Source organism: Variovorax sp. W1I1, from assembly GCF_030815625.1.
Classification (GTDB): domain Bacteria; phylum Pseudomonadota; class Gammaproteobacteria; order Burkholderiales; family Burkholderiaceae_C; genus Variovorax; species Variovorax paradoxus_C.
In genome coordinates, this window is record NZ_JAUSWZ010000001.1 from 6,478,868 (window position 1) to 6,501,083 (window position 22,216).

The window sequence follows — 22,216 nt, forward strand, 5'->3', positions numbered from 1 at the left end:
CGCGCCTAAGCTCCCACCGCCATGACCGAAATCCGCAACGTCGCCGCCGACCTCGCGCGCTTCAAGCGCCGCGTGATCGTGATCGGCCTCGCTGTGCTTTTCGCGTTCGGCCTGCTGAGTTCGCGGCTGATCTACCTGCAGGTCACGCGGCATGAAGACCTGGCCGAGCAGGCCGAGAGCAACCGCACGGCCATCGTGCCGGTGGTGCCCAACCGGGGCCTGATCCTCGACCGCAACGGCATCGTGCTGGCCTCGAACTACTCGGCCTACACGCTGGAGATCACGCCTTCCAAGGTGAACGATGTCGAGGAGACCATCGACAACCTCACGCAGGTGCTGGAGGTCTCGCCGCGCGACCGCCGCCGCTTCAAGCGCCTGCGCGAAGACTCGCGCAGCTTCGACTCCATCCCGATCCGCACCCGCCTGAGCGACGAAGAAGTGGCGCGCTTCGCGGCCCAGCGCTACCGCTTCCCGGGCGTGGAGATCAAGGCGCGCCTGTTCCGCAATTACCCGAACGGCGAGACCGGCTCGCACGTGCTCGGCTACATCGGCCGCATCAACCAGCGCGAGAAGACCGCGATGGAAGACTGGGAAGAAGAAGAGCAGGCCAACTACAAGGGCACCGACTACATCGGCAAGCTGGGCATCGAGCAGAGCTACGAGAAAACGCTGCACGGCCAGACCGGCGTGGAGCAGATGGAAACCTCCGCGGGCGGCCGCGCCATCCGCCGGCTGGCGAGCCATCCGGCGACGCCGGGCAACACCGTGATGCTGTCGCTCGACATCAAGCTGCAGAAGCTGGTGGAAGACATGTTCGGCGACCGCCGCGGCGCGCTGGTGGCCATCGACCCCAAGACCGGCGAGGTGCTGGCCTTCGTGAGCAAGCCCACGTTCGACCCCAACCTCTTCGTCGAAGGCATCGACACCGAGAGCTGGAAAGAGCTGAGCGAATCGCTCGACAAGCCTTTGCTCAATCGCGCGCTGCGTGGCACCTATCCGCCGGGCTCCACCTACAAGCCCTTCATGGCGCTGGCGGCGCTGCAGACCGGCAAGCGCGGCGCGAGCGTGGTGGTGAACGACCCCGGCTACTTCAACTTCGGCGGTCACCGCTTCGGCAGCCCCGAAGGCAACCTGGGCGGCGTCGACATGCGGCGCTCGATCCAGCTTTCGAGCAACATCTACTACTACTCGCTGGCCAACGAGATGGGCGTGGACCTGATCCACGATTTCATGAAGCCGCTGGGCTTCGGCCAGATCACCGGCATCGACCTGGGCGGTGAGGTGCGTGGCGTGCTGCCCAGCACCGAGTGGAAGCGCAACGCCTACAAGCGGCCCGAGGCGAAGAAGTGGTATGCGGGCGAGACCATTTCACTGGGCATCGGCCAGGGCTACAACGCCTTCACCATGCTGCAGCTCGCGCAGGCGACGGCCATCGTGGCCGACGGTGGCATGAAGCACAAGCCGCACCTCGTGCTGGCGACCCGCAACACGGTGAGCGGGCAGGTGGTGCCGCTGCCGCAGCCGCCGGCGGAAAACCTCGGCTTCACCGCCGCCAATGTCGCGGTGGTCCGCGAGGGCCTGACCAGCGTGGTCACCAGCGGCACCGCGCGCAGCGTGTTCGCGGGCGCGGGCTACCAGGCGGCCGGCAAGACCGGCACGGCGCAGGCCGTGACGCAGGCGCAGAACACCAAGTACAACGCCCGCGCGCTCGAGGAGCACCAGCGCGATCACGCGCTCTTCATGGCCTTCGCGCCGGTCAACAACCCGAAGATCGCCGTCGCGGTGATCGTAGAGAACGCCGGCTGGGGCGCCGGCGCCGCCGCGCCCATCGCGCGCCGGGTGTTCGATTACTGGCTGATGGACCAATACCCGAGCGAAGCCGACATGGCGGCCATCAAGACCGGCAAGGCCGGCGCGCCGATGGGCAAGCCGCGCGTGGCGAGCGAAGTGGCGTGGCCGGTGGCGGCGACTGCCGCCCCCGCACCCTGAACCTCTTGCTCTCTCTTCCCCTGGGGTGAGGGTGAGCGGCCATCGAGGCCGCTATGTTGTGAGGCCGACGCCCTCACCCTAGGCCTCTCCCATAGGGAGAGGGGACAACACGGGAGCCTCAGCCAGCCACGGTGCCGCTGACTTCACCCAGACCGATACGCACAGCCCCCGTGCGCTCGCAGTAGCCGCGAATCACCAGCGTGTCGCCGTCTTCCAGGAACGTGCGCTTCTCGCCGTTCGGCAGCGTGATCGCCTGCTTGCCGCCCAACGTGAGCTCGATCAGCGAACCGGCCTCGTCCGGCTTCGGTCCCGAGAGCGTGCCCGAGCCCAGCAGGTCGCCGGGCTGCAGGTTGCAGCCGTTCACCGTGTGGTGCGCGATGAGCTGCGCGGCGGTCCAGTAGGCGGCCTCGGTGGTGTTGCCGCGCGTGAGGCGCGCGGGCGCGATGCCTTCGGCGCGCATCTTCGCGGTCTGCAGCAGCACTTCGAGCGTGATGTCGAGCGCGCCGGCTTCGCGGTTCGACGGCGCATCGAGGTACGGCAGCGGTTGCGGGTCGCCCGCGGGCCGCTCGAACTTCGCGCGGAACGGCGCGAGCGCCTCCATGGTCACGATCCACGGCGACAGCGTGCTCGCGAAGTTCTTCGAGAGGAACGGGCCGAGCGGCTGGTATTCCCAGGCCTGCAGGTCGCGCGCCGACCAGTCGTTGAGCAGCGTCACGCCGAACAGGTGGTCTTCGGCCTCGCCGATGGCGATCGGCTCGCCCAGCGCGTTGCCGCGGCCGACCAGAAAGCCCAGCTCCAGTTCGTAGTCGAGGCGCTTGGACGGGCCGAAGCTCGGCTCGGCCGCATCGGGCGCCTTGGTCTGGCCCTGCGGGCGCTTGAAGACCTGGCCGCTCACGCCGATGGACGAGGCGCGGCCGTGATAACCGATGGGCACCCACTTGTAGTTGGGCATCAGCGGCTGGTCGGGGCGGAAGAGCTTGCCGATGGTGGTCGCGTGGTGGATGCCCGTGTAGAAGTCGGTGTAGTCGCCGATGCGGCAGGGCACCGTCATCTCGGCCTTGGCTTGCGCGAGCAGCGCCTTCGACCATGCGGCCTGCTTGTCGCTGCCTTCGGCGAGGCCCGCGGAAATCGCGGCGCGCAGGGCCTGGCGGTCCTTTACGCTCGCGCCCATCAGCGCGTTCATGTCATCGGTGTCCACGAGGCCCGCGGCCTTCAGGTCGAGCACCTGGTCGCCGATGGCGACGCCGATGCGGAAGGCCTCGCTGCTGCCCGCGGTGCGGAAGCGGCCGAAGGGCAGGTTCTGGATCGGGAAGTCGGTGCCGGCTTCGTTGGCCGAGGCGACCCAGCTGCGCAGCTTGGGGTCGTGGGTGGCGTTCAGTGCGATGGTCATGGATGTCTTTCTGTGGATCTGTTCAATCTGCGGTCATGCCGGCCTTCTTGGCCACATCGCCGAGGCGCTGGTATTCGGTCTGCGTGAGCGTCGCCAGCTCCTGCGCGGTCGAGCTGCGCGGCGAGAAGCCGGCCTGCTGCAGCTTGGCCTTCACATCGGGCATCGCGAGCGCTTCGACAAAAGCTTCGTTCAGCGCCTTCACGACAGGCGCCGGCAGGTTCGCCGGCCCGTACACGCCGAACCACGGATCGAGCGCGTAGCCCTTGAGGCCTGCCTCGGCCATCGTCGGCACGTCAGGCAGCGACGGCGACCGCGCCGGCCCGGCGACAGCCAGCGCGCGCAGCTTGCCGGCCTGGATGTGCGGCAGCGACGCCGGCAGGTTGTCGAACATCACGCCGATGTTGTTGCCCAGCATGTCGGTGATGGCCGGGCCGCTGCCCTTGTAGGCGACGTGCACGAGCTCGGTGCCGGTCATCTGCGCGAACATCACGCCCGCCAGGTTCATCGATGTGCCTGCGCCTGCGGTGGCGTAGGGCAGGCCGGGGTTCTTCTTCGCGGCGGCGATCAGGTCGGGCACCGACTTGATCGGCGACGCCGCCGGCACTTCGAGCACGATCGTCGAGGTGCCCAGCAGGCTGATCGCGGTGAAATCCTTGCGCGGATCGAAGGCCATCGACTTGTAGATGTGCGGGTTCAGCGCATTGGTCGAGATCGCGCCGAAGCCGATGGTGTAGCCGTCGGGCGCGGCCTTGGCCACCGCGTCCATGCCGATGTTGCCGCCCGCGCCGCCGCGGTTGTCGATGAGCACCGGCTGGCCGAGCTTTTCCGACACCTTCTGGCCCACGGTGCGCGCCACGAGGTCGGTGGTGCCGCCGGGCGTGTAGGGCACGACGAAGCGAATCGGCTTCGACGGAAAGTCCGCCGCGTGCGTGAGCAAGGGCGCAGCGAGCAGGGCGATGGCGGCCGCGCGGCGCGTGAGAGCGAAGGCGTTCTTCATCATGGCTTGAACTGGTCCTTCAGCCCCGCCCAGCAGTCGGCGTAGTCGGTGTCGAGCGCCGGGCTCTTCAGCGCAAAGTTCGTGGGAATGAAGCGAAAGCGGCTCTCGAACATGAAGGCCAGCGTGTTGTCCAGCTTGTGGGGCTTGAGGTCCGCGTGCGTCGCCTTGTCGAAGGCTTCCTCGTCCGGGCCGTGCGGCACCATGCAGTTGTGCAGGCTCGCACCGCCGGGCTTGAAGCCGCCCGGCTTGGCGTCGTATTCGCCGAGCACCAGGCCCATGAACTCGCTCATGAGGTTGCGGTGGAACCACGGCGGACGGAAGGTGTTCTCCATCACCATCCAGCGCGGCGGGAAGATCACGAAGTCGCAGTTCGCGGTGCCGGGCGTGTCGCTGGGCGAAGTCAGCACGGTGAAGATCGACGGATCGGGATGGTCGAAGCTGATCGAGCCGATGGCCATGAAATGCGCCGTGTCGTACTTCACCGGCGCGAGGTTGCCGTGCCAGGCGACGACGTTGAAGGGCGACTGCTTCGTTGGCGCTTTCCAGAAGCGGCCGGCGAATTTCTTGACCAGCTCGTAGGCGCCGCCGTCTTCCTCGAAAGCTGCCACAGGCGCCTGGAAGTCGCGCGCGTTCGCGAGGCCGTTCGAGCCGATCGGGCCCAGTTCGGGCAGTCGGAAATGCGCGCCGTAGTTCTCGCACACGTAGCCGCGGGAGAGACCGTCGGGCAACGCGACCTTGAAGACCATGCCGCGCGGCAGCACCGCAATTTCGCCGGGCTTCACGTCAAGCACGCCGAGTTCGGTCGTGATGACGAGGCGGCCTTGCTGCGGCACGACCAGCATCTCGCCGTCGGCGTTGACGAAGGCGCGCTTGTCCATCGAGCGGCCGGCCAGGTACATCAGCGAGCCGATGCCGACCTGCGATTCGGCGTCGCCGTTCGCCGCGACCGTGTGCATGCCATCGACGAAGTCGGCCTCGGCCGCGCCATCGAGCGGCATCGGGTGCCAGCGCATCGGCTCGGGCGGCAGCGCGATTTCGCGGTCGCCGCCGGTCGTCCAGTTCGACTGTGCGTATGGCTGGTAGCGGCCTGACACCACCGAGGGCTGGCGGCGGTAGAGCCAGGTGCGGCGGTTCTCATGGCGTGGCGCGGTGAAGGCGGTGCCCGAGAGCAGCTCGGTGTACAGGTCGAAAGGCCCGCGCTGCGGGTTGTTGCGGCCCTGCGGCAGGGCGCCGGGCACGGCTTCGGAGGCGTATTCGTTGCCGAAGCCGCCGAGGTAGCGCCGTTCGGTGGCGGGAATGTCGGTCATGGTGTTCTCTTTCGAAAATCGCGATGAGGTTGGAACGCGTGCCTAGCTGCCGCGCGCGGCTTCGAAGGCCTCGCGCAGTACGGCGAGCGAGCCGATGTGGTTGGCCAGCACGAGCACGAGGCGCGCGTTGAAGGCGTGGCTCTCCTCGGTGGAAAGCCCCTGGTGCGCCTCGATGAGCGCTTCGTAGAAGTCGTCGGGCGCCTCGAGGTTCGGCGTGGTGTTCAGTGCTTGCATGCTCATGCCTTTGTCATGCTCTTGCCAGTGCGCGGTCGATGGCCGCACGGATGTTCGCTGGGGTGGGTTGCCGCCAGCGCGCACACACATGCTGGTCGGGCCGCAGCAGGTAGACGGTACCGGGTTGCGCGTCGTAGCGCTGGATGGCGAGTGCGCCTTCGGGCGTCGTGTCTTGCACGCGCACGATGTGCAGCGGCGCGTCGCTGGCGTTCAGCACCTGCGCGCTTCGCTCGGCGGCTTCGCCCGCGCCGAAGACCAGCGCGGTGAACTGCTGGCCATGGCATTCGCGCAGCAGCCAGCCGGTGCTTCCGTCGGCTCGCACGGTCGGCGCATCGGCTGCGGCGGCGCCCGGCACCATCGCGCCCTTGAAGGCGTCGGCATCGACCGTGTTGAGCGGCGAATCGCGCAGCACCGCCGGCACCGAGAGCCGACCGCTGTTGACCAGCGTGCGCGCAAAGGCATGGCGCTTGGTCAGTTCCAGCACCGCGTCGCGGAAGAGACGGCTCACCTCGCTCTTCGGCGTGATGAAGTCGGTCGCGCGCGTGGAGTGGCGGATGTTCTCGTCGGCTGCGAATTCGCGCTCGCTCGCATAGGTGTCGAGCAGCGCATCGGGCGCGTCGCCCTGCAGCACCGCGGCGAGCTTCCACGCGAGGTTGTCCGCGTCCTGCACACCCGAGTTGGCACCGCGCGCGCCGAAGGGCGACACGCCGTGCGCCGAGTCGCCCGCAAAGAGCACGTGGCCATGGCGAAAGCGCTCCATGCGCTGGCACGCGAAGGTGTAGACGCTGGCCCAGCCGATCTGGAACTGCACGTTCGCAAAACCGATGCTGTCGAGCAGCGCACGCACCCGCGGCGTGATGTGCTCGGGCTTGCGCTCTTCCACCGGGTCGGCATCCCAGCCGAGCTGGAAGTCGACGCGCCACATGCCGTCGGCCTGCTTGTGCAGCAGCACGCTCTGGCCGGGATGGAACGAGGGGTCGAACCAGAAGCGGCGCTCCGTGGGGAGCGGCGCGTCCATCGTGATGTCGGCGATCAGGAAGCGGTCGCGGAAGGTGCGGCCCTTGGCCTCCTGGCCCAGCAACTGGCGCAGGTTGGAACGCGAGCCATCGCAGGCGGCGACGTAGCCGGCCGCCAGTTGATAGTTGCCTTCGGGCGTCTCGACCGTGAGCACCGCGCCGTCGTCGCGCTGTTCGATGCCCGTCACCTTGTTGTTCCAGCGCAGGTCGATGAGCGGCAGCGCGGCGGCACGTTCGACGAGGTAGCCCTCGACGTAGTACTGCTGCAGGTTGATGAACGCGGGCCGCTCGTGGCCGGGCTCGGGCAGCAGGTCGAAGCGGTAGACCTGCTCGTCGTGGAAGAACACCTTGCCCACGCTCCAAGAGACGCCCTTGTCGACCATGCGGTCGCCGCAGCCGAGGCGATCGAACACTTCGAGCGAGCGCTTGGCAAAGCAGATCGCGCGCGAGCCGCTGGAGAGGGTGTTGTCGTTGTCGAGCAGCACGACAGGCACCTGGCGCAGCGCGAGGTCGATGGCGAGCGTGAGGCCGACCGGACCGGCGCCGACGATCACCACGGGGTGATGGGCGGGGGGCGCTGCGTCCTGGTCGGCGTGGCGGCGGTAGTCGAAGCGCAGACTTTGATAGTCGATCACGTTTGTCTCCGTGTCTTTTGTCTTTGTCTTGCTCCTTCCCCCTTTGGGGGAAGGTTGGGATGGGGGCGAGCGGCGCTCGAAACCGGCGCTCTGCCTGCCCCCACCCCAGCCCTCCCCCAGAGGGGGAGGGAGCAAGGCAGGACCGATCAGCCTTCCAGCGCCTTCCACATCTCGATGTCCCGCTCGGCCGTCCACACGCGCGGATCGGCGTGGCCCGAGGCCTCGTCGTAGGCGCGGCTCACATCGAACGGCATGCAGTGATCAAAGATCACCCATTGGCTGTACTTGGGCTTGAGCTTCGCGTACGTGTCCTTGTAGACCGTGTTCAGGTCGCGGCCAGCCTTCACGCCTTCCTGCACGCTCGCATACACGTCGGAGATGAAGTTGCGCGTGCCGGTGAGGCCCTCGGCCACTTCGGCCGGCGTGGTGAGCGCGGCGCCGCGGCCCGGCACCAGCGCGGCGGGCTTGAGCGCGGCGATGTTGTCCAGCGTCTGCGGCCAGTCCTGGAAGTAGGCATCGCCAGCGTACGGCGTGGCGCCGAACTCGACCAGGTCGCCCGACAGCAGCGTCTTCTCGCCTGGCAGCCAGACGACCGTGTCGCCCTTGGTGTGGCCGCGGCCCAGCTGGATCAACTGCACCTCGAGCTTGCCGAGCCACAGCGTCATCTTGCCGGTGAAGGTCATGGTGGGCCAGGTGAGGCCCGGGGGCACGGTCTCGACGTTCTGGAAGAGGCGCGGGAAGCGGCCGATTTCGCTGGCCTTGTCGGCCTCGCCGCGCTCCACGATCAGGTCGCGCGTGTCCTGGCTCGCCAGGATGTGCTCGGCCCCGTAGCCCGCCGCGCCCAGCACGCGCACCGCGTGGTAATGGGTGAGCACCACGTACTTGATGGGCTTGTCGGTCACTTCGCGGATGCGGCGCACCACGTCGGCGGCCATGGCGGGGGTGGCTTGCGTGTCGGCGACCAGCACAGAGGCGTCGCCGATCACGATGCCGGTGTTCGGGTCGCCCTCGGCGGTGTAGGCCCAGGCGTGCTCGGAGATCTGGCTGAAGGTGATCTTCTTTTCTTCCATGTCGGCCTGGCTGGCGAACTTCTTGGCTTGGCTCATCGTGTTGTCTCCGGTCTGTGTGGGGTTGGAAAGCGTTGTGAAAATTCGTTTAGGGCAAACGAATTCGCGGATAACGAATTTCCGCAGTGTAAGCCTCGGATCAGGTAATGTCTAATCCCTTCTTCATGAACGAACGATCGGCAGCCCTGTGACCAAGGACTCCAGCCACACCAGCGACAGCAGCGACCCCCCCGAGACCGACCGCTCCGCCCAGCGCGGCATCCAGAGCATTGAGGTCGGCGGCCAGTTGCTGCGTGCGCTGGTGCACCACGGCCGGCCGATGGCGCTGAAGGACCTGGCGCGCGAGGCCGACATGACGCCCGCCAAGGCCCATCCCTACATGGTGAGCTTCGGGCGGCTCGGGCTCATCGAGCAGGACCGCGCCAGCGGCCACTATCTGCTCGGTCCGCTGGCCTTGCAACTGGGGCTCATCAGCCTGCAGCAGGCCGACCCGGTGCACATCGCCACCCCGCTGCTCAGCCCGCTGGCGCTGCAGATCGGCCACACGGTGGCGCTGGCGGTGTGGGGCGCGCGCGGCGCGACCATCGTCCGCACGGCCGAATCGCCGTCGCCGGTGCATGTGACCATGCGGCACGGCACGGTGTTCTCGCTGACCAACACGGCTTCGGGCCGCATCTTCGCGGCCTACCTCGATGCCGACGCGGTGCGGCAACTGCTCGAAGAGGAGCGCCAGCGCCAGAAACCGCGCAAGGGCGCAGCCGCCGAGCCCGCTGCACCCGCCGGCGGCATGCCGGCCGTGCAGCCGCTGCCGTCGTGGAGCGACTTCGAGCGCCAACTCAAAGAAGTGCGCGAACACGGCATCAGCCGCTCCGACGGCGAGGTGATCAAGGGCGTGAGCGCCATGGCCGCGCCGGTGTTCGACCACACCGGCGCCATCGTGCTGGCCGTGACCGCGATCGGCCCGGCCGGCGTCTTCGACACCGCGTGGGACGGCGAGCTCTCGCGCGCACTCAAGGCCTGTGCGGACGCCGTGTCGCAGCGGCTCGGCGCGCCCGCCGCAGGGCCTTCCGGATCTTCGAAACCCGAGCGATGACGCGACCCGACGCCACCGACACCACCTCTATCTCTTCCCCGCTGGCAGCCGCCATCGCGCTGCTCCGCGACGCCCGGCGCATCGTCGTCTTCTCGGGCGCCGGTTTGTCCCGCGCCTCGGGCATCCCGACCTACCGCGATGCCGACGGCCTCTGGAAAAGCCAGAACGCCCTGCAGTTCTCTCATGCCGAAGACCTCAAGCGCGACCCCTCGGGCTTCACGAAGTTCTGGGGCCAGCGGATGTCGGTCGTCGAATCGGCCGCGCCCAATCCGGGGCACCGGGCGCTCGCGCAGTTGCAGCGGCTGCGCCCGGCGACGCGGCTGGTCACGCAGAACGTCGATGGGCTCCTCACCCAGGCGGGCGGGCTCGACGTGCTCGAACTCCACGGGTCGCTGCGCCGCTGGCGTTGCGACCACTGCGGCAACCGCAGCGGGCCGTGGCCCTTTCACCGGTGCCTGCGCTGCGGCTCGCATGCGCGGCCCGACGTCGTGATGTTCGGGGAGATGCTCAATCCCGGCGTGCTGCTCGAGGCCCAGGTGGCGGCGCAGGAGTCGGACCTCTTCATGGTGGTCGGCAGCACGACCATCGTCTATCCGGCGGCCGAACTGCCTGAGCTGGCGATGGCGCGCGGCAGCCGGCTCATCACGCTGAACCTGGAGCCGCTGCCGCACCTGGACGATTCGGCGGCGGTGGTGCTGCGCGGGACTTCGGAAGACCTGTTGCCGCGCTTGCTGGCAGGGCTGGGCGGCTAGCGCAGCACCACTTCTCCGTCAGTTGATGCGCGCGTTGGTGAACTGCATGTCCTCGAACCGGCTTCCCGTGAAGTCCACCTGCTCGCCGACGAGGTCGGCGGCGCTCACTTGCTGGCCCCGGCAATCCAGCAGCTTGACCCGGGACCAGTGGCTCGCATCGAAATTCAGCGAGATCAGGTTGCAGTGACTGAACGTGCAGTCGCTGAAGCTGCTGGCCCTGAGTTGCGATGCCGCGAAGGTGCAGCCCACGAATGAACAGCCACTGACCTTGATCCGCTGCATGTCGCACCGGCTGAACGAGCAGCCGGTGAAGCGGCACGCGGTCCACACGGCATCCACGAAGCTGGTGGTGCCGAAGCGGCTGCTCTTGAAGGTGCTGGACGTGAAGGTGATCAGGCCGAGATCGAGGCCGAGGTAGACATTGCCGTCGCTTTCACCTGCCAGTCCCGCGGGCGCGCCGCCCGTGCCTTTGCGCCATTTGTCGTGGTCTTGGATGATCTGAAGAGAGCTCATGGAAGTGCGCCAGAAATGAAGGAGGGCGCATTGTGCGAAGGCCTCCGTGGCGCAAGAACGGGGAGCAATGTTCCGGCCACCATTGCACCGCCAGCACCGTGACGGATTGCATGGAGGCTGGCTTCGCCGCCGCTGACGTCGGCCGGACGGCAGCTTTCAGCAGCCCGCCGCGACCTCTCCCCCTAACCCATCAATCCCGCAGCACGCGGGGCGCTCAGAAGGTGTGAAGAAACCGTAGCGAGCGGTTCGAGCTTGCATCGAGGACCGGAACCGTACTCTGTACGGTGAGGACCGCAGGTGCGAGATCGGACCGCGCAGTAGGTTTATTCACACCTTCTCAGCTCTTCTTGCCGCCCAGCAGCACCAGCGCGCCGCCCACCACGATGGCGGCCACGCCGGCCCAGGCCGGAAAGTTGACGGTCTGTTTTTCCTTCACCGAGAACTCCAGCGGGCCGAGCTTGGCCTGGTGCGTTTCCTTGGTGAAGCTGAAGCCGCCGAGGCCCAGCCCCGCGATGCCTGCCACGATCAGCAGGATGCCGACGATGCGTGTTGCGTTCATGGGGCGGGTCTCCTCGTCTTTGGTTTGAAGCTGCGCACGGCGCAGGGGGATTGCAGCTTACTGCCGCGGTTGCCGCTGCAGTGCGTCCATCCACTGCGTGACTTCGGCCACGGCCGCATCGCTGGCCGCCGTCAGGGCCTTCACGCCGCCGGGCGCGTCGGCGCTGGGCGCGGGGCGGCGCACGGTGAAGGTCTTCTGGCCGAGCACGCGGTCGCCGCCGGTGCCGCCGCGGATCAGCGTGGCGCGCAGGCGCACCAGGCCGGCGCTGCTGGCGGGCGAATCGAAGTAGTGGCTGAACTCGTCCAGCGAGATGCGCAGCGTGTCGGGCACCTCGCCCTTGCTGCGCGCGAGCGTGGCGCTTTCCTCGGGGCCGAGCACGGTGCGGCGCTCGGCGAGCGCGTCGCGCAGCCGCTGGCGCAATAACTGCGCGGGCGGCTGGCTCCAGCGCGACTGGCCATAGGGGCGCAGTTCGTTGGTGTCCGCGTAGCCGAGGCGGTAGAGGATCTGCGTGCCGTCCAGCCGGGTGTTGGCCTCGATCTCGGCCAGCGCAAGCATCGGCAGCGCGGGTGAAGCCGCGGCGGCCGGCACCGTGGCCGTGGCCATGGCTGAAACGCCGGGGCCGAAGTCGTACAGCTTGGCGCGCGCCGGCTTGTCGGGCAGCGCGCCGCAACCGGCGACCAGCAGCGCGATGCCGAGGCCCGCCAAGGCCGATGCAAGAGGATGGGTGGTTGTCTTCATGCTCATCACCTTCGATCAAGGACGCGCGGCCGGCGCGGAGAAACCCGGCTCGCCCGGGCCCGCCGCGGCGCCGCCGTTGCCGAACAGGAGCGATTGCGGGTTGTCGTTGATGCTGTCCGCCGCGCGGCCCAGCCGGCGCACCGCATGCGAGGTGTCGTCGGCCACGCGGTTCACGCGCGGCAGCGTGGCGGCGTTGAACGAATCGACCGCCTGCGCGAGCGCCTTGGTGCCGTCGCTCAGCCGCTCGACCGGGCCGTCGGGCGCGTTCAGCCGGCCCACGGTGGTGTTGAAGTTGTTGGCTACGCGCGAGACATCGCTGGCGGCTTTCTTCACCGTGCCCAGCGTGTCGGGCAGCTTTTCCAGCGCGGGGTTCAGGCCGGTCTTCACGGTGTTGTCGAGCGTCTTGAGCAGCGTGTTGGCGCTGGCCGAGGCGGCTGCGATGTTCTCCAGCGCATCGGCCGCGCGCTTCTGGTTCGGGTCGCTCAGCAACTGGTTGGCGCGCTTGGTCACTTCCTCGACCTGGTTGATGATGGCTTCGCCCCGGTCCTGCAGCTGCGCGAGCATCGAGGGCTTGAGCGGAATGCGCGGCGGATCGTCGTCGTTGGGCTTGAGTGCGACCTGCGATTCGCCCTTGTCGTCCAGCGCGATGAAGGCCAGGCCGGTCACGCCCTGGTAGCTCAGCGTGGCGAAGCTGGAGGTGGTGAGCGGCACGCGCTGGTCGACCGTGATGCGCACGCGCACATTGCCCTTCACCTTGGGGTCGAAGTCGATCGACGCCACCTTGCCGACCGCGATACCGCGATAGCGCACCATCGCCTGCGGCTGCAGGCCGCTGACGGCATCGCGGGTGGACAGCTCGTAGACGTTGCGCACGGTGTTGTCGCGCGTGAACCAGATCACCAGCCCGACGAGCACGGCCAGAAGACCGAGCACGAAGGCGCCGGCGGCGAGGGCATGGGCCTTGTTTTCCATGGTGGCTACCTACCTTTCAGCGCGGTGCGGCTTCGGGCCGCGGCGCGTGTTGTTCTGTGGCTGGCTTGTCATGCAGCGCCTCCAGGGCGCGCTGGCCGCGCCCTCCTAGAAAGTATTCGTGGATGAACGGATGCGGGTAGGCGATGACCTCGCGCGCCGTGCCGCTGACGATGACTTTCTGGTCGGCCAGCACCGCGATGCGGGTGCTCAGGTCGAACAGCGTGTCCAGGTCGTGCGTGACCATCACCACCGTCAGGCCCAGTTCGCGGTGCAGGCCGCGCAGCAGATTGCAGAAGCTGTCGGAAGCCTCGGGGTCCAGGCCCGCCGTGGGCTCGTCGAGCAGCAGCAGCGGCGGGTCCATGATGAGCGCGCGCGCCAGCGCCACGCGCTTGATCATGCCGCCCGACAGGTCCGACGGGCTCTTGTTCGCATGCTGCGGCTCCAGCCCGACCATCTGCAGTTTCACGAGCGCCGCGTGGCGGATCAGCTCATCGGGCAGCAGCTTCAGCTCGCGCAGCGGAAAGGCGATGTTCTCCAGCACGCTGAAGGCCGAGAACAGCGCGCCGTGCTGGAACAGCATGCCCACGTTGGCCGCGCCCGAGGCGCTGAGTTCGCCCGGCTGCTGGCCCAGCACCTCGACCACGCCCTGCGTCGGCTTTTCCAGTCCGAGGATCTGGCGCAGCAGCACCGTCTTGCCGGTGCCCGAGCCGCCCACCAGCGAGAGCACCTCGCCCCGGTCGATGTGCATGTTGAGATCGCGATGCACCACCTGCTCGCCGTCGGCGTTCTTGAACACCGTCCAGAGCTTGCGGATGTCGACGACAGTGGGGTCGTTGCTGCTGCTGTTGTTCACGGCGGTATTCATCCCCGGAATCCGATGCCTTTGAACAGCACCGCGAACAGCGCGTCGACCAGGATCACCGCAGTGATCGAGGTCACCACCGACGAGGTCGTGCCGCGCCCGAGGCTCTCGGTGTTGGGCTTGACCTTCATGCCGAAGTAGCAGCCGATCAGAGCGATCAGGATGCCGAACACGGCCGACTTGGCCATCGCGAGCCAGAGGTTGGCAATCGGCACCGCGCGCGGCAGTGCCGAGAGAAAGTAGGCCGGCGAAATGTCGAGCGCCGCGTCGGCCGCGAGCATGCCGCCCAGCAGCGCCGCCATCGAAGTCCACAGGCTGATGAGCGGCATCGCGATGGCCAGCGCCAGCACGCGCGGCATCACGAGGCGAAAGCCGTGCGGAATGCCCATGACGCGCATCGCGTCGAGCTCTTCGGTCACCCGCATCACGCCGATCTGCGCGGTGATGGCCGATCCCGAGCGCCCCGCGATCAACACCGCGGCCAGCACCGGCCCGAGCTCACGCACCAGCGAGAGCCCGAGGATGTTGACCACGAAGGCCTCGGCACCGTAGTTGCGCAGCTGCTGGGAGATCAGGTAGGCCAGCACCACGCCGATCAAGAGGCCGACCAGCGCCGTGATGTGCAGCGCCGTCGCGCCGAACTGATAAAGATGTCCCGAGAAATCGCGCCACGGTGCGCGATGCGGCGCACGGATCAGCGTGCCGACATCGATCGCGAGCTGGCCGATCAGCCCGATGAAATCGCGCGCCACGACCATCGCGCGCGGCCCGTTGTGCGAGAAGGTGCGGATGCGGTCGGCCAGGGTCTTGGGCGGCTCGTCCGGCGTGGCGACGGTGTATTGCGCCACCTGGTCGAGCACCGCCTTGTGCTGCGCTTCCATCTCCAGCGTGGCGGGCCATTCGTGGCGCCAGTGCTCCCACAGGAGCTGGGCGCCGATGTGGTCGAGCTGCTCGATGGGGCGCAGGTCCCAGGCGCGGTCGTCCGCGGGAGGTGCCGCCGCCAGGCTTTTGGAGAGCGCCTGCCAGGCCGGCAGCGACGACATGCCCAGCGCGGTCCAGCGGCCGGTGGCCACCGTCCATTGACGGCCTTCCTGCTCCTGCTGCGCTACACGCGGCCACGCGCTGTCGGCGGCTGTGGCGTCGGCAGTCTGGGTGGCGGAAGGCATGGGTCGGAGGATGAGCAGAAAGTTAACAAATGACCGGTTTTGGGGGACGCGCGCATCGTAACCGGGTGCATCCCGCGCCCATGTGCTCCAGACCCCTCATTGGCGTAGGGCAGAGCGCCGTTTTTTCAGCTTTTCTTCAGTTCCAGGCCTTGGCCAATGCGTCCCAGGCGCTTGCGATCACCGGCTCGTCGCGCCGCGAGGCGAGCGACACGAAACGCAGCGCGCAATCGAGCTGCACCCGGTCGGCCATCGCGAGGCCGTGGGCCTGGCATTCGCGGATCGCGATCGAGTCGCGCACGAGGCTCAGGCCAATGCCCGATTTCAGCAGGTCGAGCATCGATGCCTCCTGGTCGACCATCGCCACCCGCCGCGGCGAAAGGCCGAGCGGCGCGAACACGCGCTCCAGCAGCCGGTGATGTGCCGACTCGGGCGGCGTGGCGAGCCAGGGCAGCGCGGCCAGCGCCTTCCAGTCGCGGCCCTGCACCTGCGGACCCCAGCCGGCGGGCGCGACCACGCGGTAGGTGAAGCGGGTGAGGGTGCGGACCGAGAGCGCGGGCGCGGGCGTTGCCGCGGCCTGGTCGTCGTCGCCGGGGTCGAGGTGAAAGCCCACGTCCAGGTCGCCGCGCAGCACCTGCGCGAGCACGCTGCCGCTCATGCCGTGGCGCAGCTCGGTCTCGATCTGGGGCGCGGCCTCGACCAGCTCGCGCAGGAACACGCCCAGGCGCGTGAACTCCGGATCGAGGATGGTGCCGATGCGCAGCGCCCCGCGCACCGTGCCCTGCAGCTTGCGCGCCGCCTGCTGCAGGTCGCCGACGGCGGCCAGCACCCGCTCGGCCTGCGGCAGCATCGCCGCGCCGTCGGCCGTGAGCGCCAGGCCGTGCGGCGTGCGCGTGAAGAGCACGAGCCCGGTTTCCTCGGCAAAGCGCTTGAGCTGCAGGCTCACCGCCGGCTGCGTGAGGTGCAGCCGCTCGGCGGCGCGGGAGACGTTGCCTTCTTTCGCTGCGAGAACGAAGGCGCGCAAAATCTGGAGGTCCATGGCGGCGGTAGTCATATAAGTCCGATTTATAAGCCCGTGGCGCCGAATTCATTGGCCTTTCCTTCGAGGAACAGGCCAAATTGCCCTCAAGGAGACCCCAACATGTCCATGAATATCAGAAATATCGATCATTACATCGCCGGCCTGCCGGCCGCCAACGCCTCGGGCCGCACGCAGGACGTGACGAACCCCGCCACGGGCGCCGTCACCGGCAAGGTCGGCCTCGCCGACGCCGCGCAGGTCTCGGCCGCCGTGGCCGCCGCCCAGGCCGCCTTCCCCGCCTGGGCCGACACCCCGCCGATCCGCCGGGCGCGCGTGATGTTCAAGTTCCTGCAGTTGCTCAACGAGCACAAGGACGAGCTCGCCCACCTCATCACCGCCGAGCACGGCAAGGTGTTCACCGACGCGCAGGGCGAGGTCTCGCGCGGCATCGACATCGTCGAATTCGCCTGCGGAATCCCGCAACTCCTCAAGGGCGACTTCACCGACCAGGTGAGCACCGGCATCGACAACTGGACGCTGCGCCAGCCCCTGGGCGTGGTCGCGGGCATCACGCCCTTCAACTTCCCGGTGATGGTGCCGATGTGGATGTTCCCGGTGGCCATTGCCGCGGGCAACACCTTCGTGCTCAAGCCCAGCCCGACCGACCCGAGCCCGTCGCTGCTGATCGCCGAGCTGTTCAAGCAGGCCGGCCTGCCCGATGGCGTGTTTAACGTCGTGCAGGGCGACAAGGTCGCGGTCGATGCGTTGCTCGAGCACCCGGACGTCAAGGCCATCAGCTTCGTCGGCTCCACGCCGATTGCGAACTACATCTACGAAACCGGCGCCCACCACGGCAAGCGCGTGCAGGCCCTGGGCGGCGCGAAGAACCACATGGTCGTCATGCCCGATGCGGACATCGACCAGACGGTGGATGCGCTGATCGGCGCGGGCTACGGCTCGGCCGGCGAGCGCTGCATGGCGATCAGCGTGGCGATGCTGGTGGGCGACGTGGCGGACAAGGTGATTCCGAAGCTCATCGAGCGCACGAAGACGCTCAAGGTGCTCAACGGCACCAACCTCGCGGCCGAGATGGGTCCGATCGTGACGCGCGCGGCGCACGAGCGCATCACCGGCTACATCGCGCAAGGCGAGAAGGAAGGCGCGAAGCTCCTGGTAGATGGCCGTTCGTTCGACGGCAGCGTGGCCGGCGAAGGTTGCGGCGATGGCTTCTGGATGGGCGGCACGCTGTTCGACCACGTCACGCCCGAGATGCGCATCTACAAGGAAGAGATCTTCGGCCCGGTGCTCAGCTGCGTGCGCGTGGAGAACTTCAAGGACGCGGTGGACCTCATCAACGCCCACGAGTTCGGCAACGGCGTGAGCTGCTTCACCCGCGACGGCAATGTGGCGCGCGAATTCAGCCGCCGCATCCAGGTGGGCATGGTCGGCATCAACGTGCCGATTCCGGTGCCGATGGCCTGGCATGGTTTCGGCGGCTGGAAGAAGAGCCTGTTCGGCGACATGCATGCCTACGGCGAAGAGGGCGTGCGCTTCTATACGAAGCAGAAGTCGATCATGCAGCGCTGGCCCGAGAGCATCGGCAAGGGTGCCGAGTTCGTCATGCCGACGGCCAAGTAACAACGAACGCCACGCGCCGAAAGCAGGCATGCAAGAAAGCGGCTGGCAGCCGATCGCGGGCCGCGTCGGGCATGTGGGCGGCATCGAGTCGTTCACGCTCGATGGCCGGCGCCACTACTTCGGCTTCGACCACAAGCAGGGGCTCGTGCTGTCCCCGGCAATCGACGATGCGGCGGCGATGGCGCATTTCGCGAGCCGCCACATGCAGGCGCTCTACAGGGGCCGCCTGTTCGGGCTGCTCGGAAAGACTGGGCCGCGCGACGAGGCCTTCTGGGCCGAGGCGGTGGAATGGTCGGAAAACGCCACCGACCTGCCCGGACAGCCCGAGCGCACGCTGGCAAGCGCGCAGCTTGCGGCGAGCGTGTCGGAGCTCGGCCTTGCCGCACAAGAGAACCGCATCGCGCGCGAGTTCATGCCCGACGCATTGCCGTGCATGCTGCTCGCAGCCGCGGGCGACGGATCGCCCGATGAAGCAGAAGGCATCCAGGCCGAGATTGCCATCGTCTGGGGCCGCGAGCCGCTGCCGCCGGGGCGCGAGATCGCCGAGGTGGCGCGCGCGTTGCAGGCCCGCCTGAACGCGCTGGTCGACCGCGCGCAAGGCAACTGGGCGCAGATTTTTTCGATGCTGAAATCCTGAGCAGTGATCCCAAGAAAAGAAGAACCATGCGAGACAACGACAACACCTTCGACTACATCATCATCGGCGCCGGCACCGCCGGTTCGCTCATCGCCAACCGCCTGAGTGCCGACAAGAGCAAGCGCGTGCTGCTCATCGAGGCGGGCCGCAAGGACGACTACCACTGGATCCACATTCCGGTGGGTTATCTCTACTGCATCGGCAACCCCCGCACCGACTGGCTCTACAACACCGAGCCGGACGCGGGCCTCAACGGCCGCGCACTGCGCTATCCGCGCGGCAAGACGCTGGGCGGGTGCTCCAGCATCAACGGGATGATCTACATGCGCGGCCAGTCGCGCGACTACGACCAGTGGGCCGACCTCACCGGCGACGACGACTGGCGCTGGCAGAACGTGCTGCCGGCCTTCAAAAAGCACGAGGACTTCTACCTCGGTGCCGATGACATGCACGGTGCGGGCGGCGAGTGGCGCGTCGAGAAACAGCGCCTGCGCTGGGACATCCTCGATGCGTTCGCCGAAGCCGCGGTGCAGGCCGGCGTGCCGCACACCACCGACTTCAACCGCGGCAGCAACGAAGGCGTGGGCTACTTCCAGGTCAACCAGAAGAACGGCTGGCGCTGGAATACCGCCAAGGCGTTCCTGCGGCCCACCTGCTACGGCCGCCCCAACTTCGAGTTGTGGACCGGCGCGCAGGTCTCGCGTCTTCTCTTCGAGACGCAGCCCGACGGCACGAAGCGCTGCACCGGCGCCGAAGTGTGGAACGGCAGCGAGATGGCGACCGCGCATGCCGAGCGCGAAGTGATCCTCTCTGCGGGCGCCATCGGCTCGCCGCAGATCCTGCAGCTTTCGGGCGTGGGCCCGGCTGAGTTGCTGCGCCAGCATGGCATCGACGTGGTGCTCGATGCCCCCGGCGTCGGCGCCAACCTGCAAGACCATCTGCAGATCCGCGCGGTCTACAAGATCGACGGCGCGCCCACGCTCAACGTGCTGGCGTCGTCGATGCTCGGCAAGGCGAAGATCGGCCTCGAATACCTGATGAAGCGCAGCGGCCCGATGAGCATGGCGCCTTCGCAGCTCGGCGCCTTCACGCGCAGCTCCGACGCCTACGAATGGCCGAACCTCGAATACCACGTACAGCCGCTCTCGCTCGATGCCTTCGGCGATCCGCTGCACAGCTTTCCGGCTTTCACCGCGAGCGTGTGCAACCTCAACCCGACGAGCCGGGGCTCGGTGCGCATCAAGAGCAAGCGCTTCGAAGATGCGCCCGCCATCGCGCCCAATTACCTCAGCACGGACGAAGACCGCAAGGTGGCCGCCGATTCGCTGCGCGTGACGCGCCGCATCGCCGCGCAGCCCGCGCTCGCCAAGTACAAGCCCGAGGAGTGGAAGCCCGGCGTGCAGTACCAGACCGACGAAGACCTCGCACGCCTGGCCGGCGACATCGCGACCACCATCTTCCATCCGGTGGGCACCACCAAGATGGGCGCTGACGGCGACCCGATGGCGGTGCTCGATGCGAAGCTGCGCGTGCGCGGCATCCAGGGCCTGCGCGTGGTGGATGCGGGCGCGATGCCCACCATCACGAGCGGCAACACGAACAGCCCGACCTTGATGATGGCCGAGAAGGCCGCGGGCTGGATCGTCGAAGCCAACCGCTGAGCGGCAAGCCTCAGCGGCGCGCTGCGGGCTTGCGCCTCGGGGCCTTCTTGGACTCGTCGCTTTCCCTGTTCGCAAGGCGCGCCTTCGCGCCTTCGATCATCAAATCCACGCCGATGTCGAACATCGCATCGGGACCGGCCTTGCGGTAACTGGCGAACGCCTCGGCCAGCAGGGGCCGCGATGCCGCGGCGGCATCGAGCGTCTGCTGGCGCTCTGGCGCGTCGTCGGGCGCGGCCTGTTCCTCCAGCACGCAGCCCACGGTGTAGCGGCCCAGCGCGATCATCAGCGCCATCGCGTCCGTCGCCGCCATGCCCCGGCTGACCACGGCTGCGAGCTGGGCCTCGACCATTTCCAAGTCGCCCGGGTCGGGCTCGGTGCCCGCATGCAGGCGCGCGCCGTCGCGACGTGCCAGCAGCGCGCGTCGGAAGCTGCGTGCGTTCTCGCGCAAGAAGTCTTCCCATGACTCGCCCTCCAGCGGCAGCCGGCGCTCGTGCGCGCGACGCAGGATCTGGCCGTTCATCGCATCGAGCAGCGCACGCTTGTTCTTGAAGTGCCAGTACAGCGCGGGCTGCTGCACGCCGAGGCGCTCGGCCAGCAGCCGGGTGCTGAGCTTGTCCATGCCGACTTCGTCGAGCAGTGCGAGGGCTGCCTCGAGGATCGTTTCGCTGTCCAGTTTCATGCGTTCTCTGTGCCCGCGTCGGGGCCGATGGGTAGGGGTTCACAGCCCAGAATTTATCGCTGATAATTCCTTATCAACGATAAATTTCCGCATGTCTTCTTCCTTTTTCCCCAGCGGCCGCCCGGCGCAGGCCGTGATCCTCGCGATCGTCACGCTCGACGCCATCGGCATCAGCTTGGTCATGCCGATCGTGCCGAGCCTGCTGCGCGAGGTCGGCCACACCGGCGATCTGGGCTGGCACTTCGGCGCCTTTCTCTCGCTGTATGCGCTGATGCAGTTCCTCTGCGCACCCGTGCTCGGCGCGCTCAGCGACCGCTTCGGCCGCCGGCCGGTGCTGCTGGTGTCGGTGGCGGGCGCGGCAATCGATGCGCTCTTCATGGCCTTCGCGCCCTCGCTGTGGATGCTGTTCGTGGGCCGCGCGATCGCGGGCATAACGGGCGCGAACATGGCAGTGGCCTCCGCGGCCATCGCCGACCTCACGCCCGAGAACCAGCGCGCGCGCTGGTTCGGCCGCATGGGTGCCTGCTTCGGCCTGGGCTTCATCGCGGGGCCTGCCATCGGCGGTGTGCTCGGCGATCACGGCGTGCGCTTGCCGTTCATTGCGGCCGCGGTGCTCAACGGACTGACCTTCCTCGTGGGCCTGCTGGTGTTGCGCGAGTCGCGCCCGCCGGCGCTCGCGTCGAAGCCCTTCGACCGCGGCGTGCTGCATCCGCTCGCGTCGCTGCGCTGGGCCACAGGCGTTCCTGCGCTGTTGCCGATCCTCGGGGTCTTCCTGGTGCTCGTGCTGGTGGGCGAGGTCGCCGGCACGACCTGGGTGATCCACGGCGAAGACCGCTACGCCTGGAACGGCACCACGGTCGGCCTGTCGCTCGCGGGCTTCGGCCTGATCCATGCGCTGGTGCAAGGCGTGCTGGCGGGGCCGCTGGTCGAGCGCTGGGGCGAGCGCGTGGCGATCGCGGTCGGCACCCTCTCGGACTGCACGGCCTACGCGCTGATCGCCTTCGCCTCGCAGGGCTGGATGGCGCTCGCGCTGCTGCCGTTCCTGTGCATGGGCGGCGTCGGCCAGCCCGCGCTGCAGGCGATGCTCTCGCGCCGCGTGGGCGAGGCCGACCAGGGCCGGCTGCAAGGCGTGCTCGCGAGCATCTCCAGCCTGGCTTCGGTGGTCGGCCCTTTGCTGATCAGCTCGCTTTACTTCGCGTTCCGCGTGCGCTTTCCGGGCATCGTGTGGCTGGTCGGCGCGGTGCTCTATCTGCTGTGCCTGCCGGTGCTGATGCGAAAGACCGCGCCCTGATC

At 68.0% G+C, this 22,216-nt stretch carries 21 protein-coding genes; 7 read left to right on the top strand and 14 right to left on the bottom strand.

Annotated elements, in window-relative coordinates; all coding sequences use genetic code 11:
• The first annotated feature begins 21 nt into the window (after positions 1-21).
• Positions 22-1,989, top strand: coding sequence for a penicillin-binding protein 2 (mrdA, locus tag QFZ83_RS30205; RefSeq protein ID WP_307512063.1), 1,968 nt, complete (start codon positions 22-24; stop codon positions 1,987-1,989).
• 118 nt (positions 1,990-2,107) lie between these two features.
• Here mrdA and fahA read toward each other — a convergent pair whose 3' ends face one another.
• The 6 genes from fahA to QFZ83_RS30235 all read right to left on the bottom strand — a co-directional run bounded on the left by fahA (position 2,108) and on the right by QFZ83_RS30235 (position 8,674).
• A complete protein-coding gene (fahA, locus tag QFZ83_RS30210; protein WP_307512065.1) occupies positions 2,108-3,379 on the bottom strand; it encodes a fumarylacetoacetase in 1,272 nt (423 codons plus the stop codon).
• A 22-nt stretch (positions 3,380-3,401) separates the two neighbouring features.
• Entirely contained in the window at positions 3,402-4,376 is a 975-nt protein-coding gene (locus QFZ83_RS30215) for a tripartite tricarboxylate transporter substrate binding protein (protein WP_307512842.1), read from the bottom strand.
• Positions 4,376-5,683, bottom strand: coding sequence for a homogentisate 1,2-dioxygenase (gene hmgA / locus QFZ83_RS30220; RefSeq protein ID WP_307512067.1), 1,308 nt, complete (start codon positions 5,681-5,683; stop codon positions 4,376-4,378). The genes QFZ83_RS30215 and hmgA overlap by 1 nt, the downstream gene beginning before the upstream one ends.
• Before the next feature lie 42 nt (positions 5,684-5,725).
• Positions 5,726-5,923, bottom strand: a complete 198-nt coding sequence (locus tag QFZ83_RS30225; RefSeq protein WP_373423457.1) for a DUF2783 domain-containing protein — start codon at positions 5,921-5,923, stop codon at positions 5,726-5,728.
• A 7-nt stretch (positions 5,924-5,930) separates the two neighbouring features.
• Positions 5,931-7,568 (bottom strand): FAD-dependent oxidoreductase, encoded by a 1,638-nt coding sequence (locus tag QFZ83_RS30230; protein WP_307512069.1) that lies wholly within the window; start codon positions 7,566-7,568, stop codon positions 5,931-5,933.
• Between the two features lie 146 nt (positions 7,569-7,714).
• Positions 7,715-8,674 (bottom strand): MBL fold metallo-hydrolase, encoded by a 960-nt coding sequence (locus QFZ83_RS30235; protein WP_307512071.1) that lies wholly within the window; start codon positions 8,672-8,674, stop codon positions 7,715-7,717.
• Positions 8,675-8,822: 148 nt separating this feature from the next.
• Here QFZ83_RS30235 and QFZ83_RS30240 point away from each other — a divergent pair, with 148 nt between their 5' ends.
• Positions 8,823-9,728 carry an IclR family transcriptional regulator gene (locus QFZ83_RS30240; protein ID WP_307512073.1) on the top strand — a complete coding sequence of 302 codons (906 nt, stop codon included), beginning with the start codon at positions 8,823-8,825 and terminating at the stop codon, positions 9,726-9,728.
• Positions 9,725-10,480, top strand: a complete 756-nt coding sequence (locus QFZ83_RS30245) for a Sir2 family NAD-dependent protein deacetylase (RefSeq protein WP_307512075.1) — start codon at positions 9,725-9,727, stop codon at positions 10,478-10,480. The genes QFZ83_RS30240 and QFZ83_RS30245 overlap by 4 nt, the downstream gene beginning before the upstream one ends.
• An 18-nt stretch (positions 10,481-10,498) precedes the next feature.
• Here the strand turns inward: QFZ83_RS30245 and QFZ83_RS30250 are convergent, their stop codons facing one another.
• From QFZ83_RS30250 to QFZ83_RS30280, 7 genes are all read right to left on the bottom strand, one after another.
• Positions 10,499-10,993 carry a pentapeptide repeat-containing protein gene (locus QFZ83_RS30250; protein ID WP_306881012.1) on the bottom strand — a complete coding sequence of 165 codons (495 nt, stop codon included), beginning with the start codon at positions 10,991-10,993 and terminating at the stop codon, positions 10,499-10,501.
• A gap of 337 nt (positions 10,994-11,330) precedes the next feature.
• The gene (locus QFZ83_RS30255) at positions 11,331-11,552 is read right to left on the bottom strand and encodes a hypothetical protein (RefSeq protein ID WP_013538774.1); all 222 of its coding nucleotides are present in this window, start codon (positions 11,550-11,552) and stop codon (positions 11,331-11,333) included.
• Positions 11,553-11,609: 57 nt separating this feature from the next.
• Complete coding sequence (locus tag QFZ83_RS30260) at positions 11,610-12,290, bottom strand: ABC-type transport auxiliary lipoprotein family protein (protein WP_306881013.1); 681 nt, start codon at positions 12,288-12,290, stop codon at positions 11,610-11,612.
• A gap of 15 nt (positions 12,291-12,305) precedes the next feature.
• Positions 12,306-13,262 carry an MlaD family protein gene (locus QFZ83_RS30265; protein ID WP_013538776.1) on the bottom strand — a complete coding sequence of 319 codons (957 nt, stop codon included), beginning with the start codon at positions 13,260-13,262 and terminating at the stop codon, positions 12,306-12,308.
• A 16-nt stretch (positions 13,263-13,278) separates the two neighbouring features.
• Positions 13,279-14,127 carry an ABC transporter ATP-binding protein gene (locus QFZ83_RS30270; RefSeq protein WP_306881014.1) on the bottom strand — a complete coding sequence of 283 codons (849 nt, stop codon included), beginning with the start codon at positions 14,125-14,127 and terminating at the stop codon, positions 13,279-13,281.
• Positions 14,124-15,290, bottom strand: coding sequence for an ABC transporter permease (locus QFZ83_RS30275; protein WP_306881015.1), 1,167 nt, complete (start codon positions 15,288-15,290; stop codon positions 14,124-14,126). Before QFZ83_RS30275 ends, QFZ83_RS30270 begins: the two co-directional genes overlap by 4 nt.
• A gap of 136 nt (positions 15,291-15,426) precedes the next feature.
• Positions 15,427-16,341, bottom strand: a complete 915-nt coding sequence (locus QFZ83_RS30280) for a LysR family transcriptional regulator (protein ID WP_373425408.1) — start codon at positions 16,339-16,341, stop codon at positions 15,427-15,429.
• Positions 16,342-16,434: 93 nt separating this feature from the next.
• On the opposite strand from QFZ83_RS30280, the gene QFZ83_RS30285 reads away from it, so the two are divergent.
• From QFZ83_RS30285 to QFZ83_RS30295, 3 genes are read left to right on the top strand one after another with little or no spacing between them, the layout of a single operon-like run.
• Positions 16,435-17,946, top strand: coding sequence for a CoA-acylating methylmalonate-semialdehyde dehydrogenase (locus QFZ83_RS30285; protein ID WP_373425412.1), 1,512 nt, complete (start codon positions 16,435-16,437; stop codon positions 17,944-17,946).
• A 28-nt stretch (positions 17,947-17,974) separates the two neighbouring features.
• Positions 17,975-18,583: a hypothetical protein gene (locus tag QFZ83_RS30290; protein ID WP_306881018.1), complete on the top strand. Its 609-nt coding sequence runs from the start codon at positions 17,975-17,977 to the stop codon at positions 18,581-18,583.
• 26 nt (positions 18,584-18,609) lie between these two features.
• Positions 18,610-20,244, top strand: a complete 1,635-nt coding sequence (locus QFZ83_RS30295; protein ID WP_306881019.1) for a GMC family oxidoreductase — start codon at positions 18,610-18,612, stop codon at positions 20,242-20,244.
• A gap of 10 nt (positions 20,245-20,254) precedes the next feature.
• Here QFZ83_RS30295 and tetR read toward each other — a convergent pair whose 3' ends face one another.
• Positions 20,255-20,923: a tetracycline resistance transcriptional repressor TetR gene (gene tetR, locus QFZ83_RS30300; RefSeq protein ID WP_306881020.1), complete on the bottom strand. Its 669-nt coding sequence runs from the start codon at positions 20,921-20,923 to the stop codon at positions 20,255-20,257.
• Positions 20,924-21,014: 91 nt separating this feature from the next.
• On the opposite strand from tetR, the gene tet reads away from it, so the two are divergent.
• Positions 21,015-22,214: a Tet(A)/Tet(B)/Tet(C) family tetracycline efflux MFS transporter gene (gene tet, locus QFZ83_RS30305; RefSeq protein WP_306881021.1), complete on the top strand. Its 1,200-nt coding sequence runs from the start codon at positions 21,015-21,017 to the stop codon at positions 22,212-22,214.
• Positions 22,215-22,216 lie beyond the last annotated feature (2 nt).